A 2,268-nucleotide genomic window follows, 5' to 3' on the forward strand; every position below is an offset into this window, starting at 1 on the left:
ACCCAACCTAGGCGCCCCCCAATTTACCACCACCCCGGGGTCCCCCCCCCCCCGCGCGCCCACCCCCCCCCCCGCCCGGGGGGGGGGGGGGGGGGGGGGGCCGGCGCCCCCCCCCCCCCCCCGCCGCTACAGCTCGTTCTGCTGCTTGCGCGCCAGGCGGTCGAGCAGTTCGTCGAGGAAGCCACAGGCCTCAGCGGCGGCACGGTCCGCGTCCTGGGCGGCGATGGCCTCGACGATCCCGCGGTGCTTGATCTCCTGGGCGTGCTCGGGGTCGTCGAGCGTCGCCGCGACGCTCGCGGTGATCGCCTCCGAGAGTCCCCGGTACAGCTCGGTGAGCAGGGTGTTGTGCCCGCAGCGCACGACCGCGAGGTGGAACTCCGCGTCCGTGCGGGCGAATTCGGCCACCTGCTTGCTCCGCAGGTCGGCGTCGCGCCGGTCCAGCAGCTCGCGTAGTTCCGCGAGATCCTCCTCGGTCCGCGCGGCCGCGGCCAGCCGCGCGCCCTCTACCTCCATCAGCCGCCGGACCTGCAGTACCTCGCGTAGTTCCGCGCCGCACAGCCGCCGGATCGCGCCCGACACCTCACTGGTCGCGCGGACGTAGGTGCCGTCGCCCTGGCGTACCTCCAGCAGGCCGGAATGCGCGAGCGCGCGCACAGCCTCTCGGACGGTGTTACGGCCGACGCCGAGCTGTTCGACCAGCTCGGGTTCGGTGGGGATGCGCTCGCCGATGGGCCATTCCCCGCGCGTCACGGCGCCCCGCAGCTGCTCGATGACCTGGTCCACCAGACCGGCCCGGCGTGTCGTGGCCAAAGGCACAGAGTAATCCCTTCATCCAATCATCCTACGTATGTAATAGTAGCCGACGTGCGTGTCGATTCCCGTGGTTCCGTCCCGTCCTCCTCCGTCGAATCCCGCTCCGCGGAGCCGGGATATGCCGAGCGTCTCGAACTCGAACTCGAAGGCGCCGTGGAAGACGTGGGACCCCGCCGCGCCGGTGTCATCGCGGGTGGGGTGCTGCTGGCCGTCGCGGTGGTGCTCACCGCGCTGAACCTGCGCCCCGCCATCACCAGCGTCGGGCCGCTGCTGGGCGAGATGCGGGACGGCCTCGGCGCCTCGTCGATCTGGGCCGGCGTGCTGACCACGCTGCCCGGCCTGTGCTTCGCCGCCGCCGGGATGGCGGCGCCGCTGCTCTCCCGGCGGTTCGGCATCGGCACGGCGATCGGGGCCGCGCTGGCGGTGCTGACGGTCGGGCTGGTGCTGCGCGTGCTGGACGGACCGTACGTCGTCCTCGGTGGCACCCTGGTCGCGACGGCGGGGATCGCGCTGATCAATGTGCTGATCCCGGTGGTCATCAAGGACTCCTTCCCCGCCCGCATCGGCATGATGACCGGTGTCTACACCGCCGCGCTCCAAGGCGGCGGCGCGCTCGGCTCGGCGCTCACCCCGCCGCTGGACACCGCGCTCGGCGGCTGGCGGCAGGCGCTCGGCAGCTGGGCGGTGCTTGCCGGGATCGCGTTCTTCGCTTGGATTCTCGCAGCCCGGGGCACCGGACGGGCCCCGCGGCCCGAGGTTTCCGCCAGGGGGAGCAGCCGATCGCTGCTGCGTGTCCCCTTGGCCTGGATCGTGACGATCTTCTTCGGGCTCCAGGCCTTCCTCGCCTACGTCGTGATGGGCTGGCTGCCGCAGGTCCTGATGGACGCCGGTGTCAGCAAGGGCGACGCGGGCCTGCTGCTCGGCCTGATCTCGATCATCGCCGTCCCGATCAGCCTCCTCGTGCCGCCGGTGGCCGCGCGGCAGGGCAGCCAGAGCCTGTGGATCGTCGCGCTCGGGCTGTGTGGTTTCGCCGGGATGGTCGGGCTGCTCGTCGCGCCGGCGGCGGTACCGCTGCTGTGGAGCCTGCTGGTCGGCCTGGGGATGAGCGTTTTCTCGCTCGCGCTCACCGTGATCGCGCTGCGGGCGAGGAGCGGCGAGGACACCGCGCGGCTGTCCGGGATGGCGCAGGGCTTCGGCTACCTGCTGGCCGCGCTCGGCCCGTTCCTCTTCGGCACGCTGCACGACGTGACCGGCGGCTGGACGATCCCGTGGCTGGTGATGTTGGTGGTCTACGTCGCGCAGATCGCCTTCGGTTTCCTGGCCGGACGCCGCCGCTACATCTGAGCCCCGGGGTTGTGGGGCCCCCCGGGCGCCGTAGGGGGGGCGGAACCGCGCCGAGGCGGGCGGCGGGGCGCCGGGGGGGGGGGGGGGGGGGGGTAAAACACACCCCGCCCC

2 protein-coding genes are annotated in these 2,268 nt (G+C 72.9%); one reads left to right on the forward strand and one right to left on the reverse strand.

Features of this window, described 5'->3' with window-relative positions; genetic code table 11:
• Positions 1–126: 126 nt before the first annotated feature.
• The gene (locus tag ACFWY9_RS06240) at positions 127–816 is read right to left on the reverse strand and encodes a FadR/GntR family transcriptional regulator (RefSeq protein WP_378338292.1); all 690 of its coding nucleotides are present in this window, start codon (positions 814–816) and stop codon (positions 127–129) included.
• A gap of 150 nt (positions 817–966) precedes the next feature.
• On the opposite strand from ACFWY9_RS06240, the gene ACFWY9_RS06245 reads away from it, so the two are divergent.
• On the forward strand, positions 967–2,157 hold the full coding sequence (locus ACFWY9_RS06245) for a CynX/NimT family MFS transporter (protein ID WP_378330499.1): 1,191 nt from the start codon (positions 967–969) through the stop codon (positions 2,155–2,157).
• Positions 2,158–2,268: the final 111 nt, after the last annotated feature.

This window comes from Amycolatopsis sp. NPDC059027 (assembly GCF_042739735.1).
Taxonomy (GTDB): domain Bacteria; phylum Actinomycetota; class Actinomycetes; order Mycobacteriales; family Pseudonocardiaceae; genus Amycolatopsis.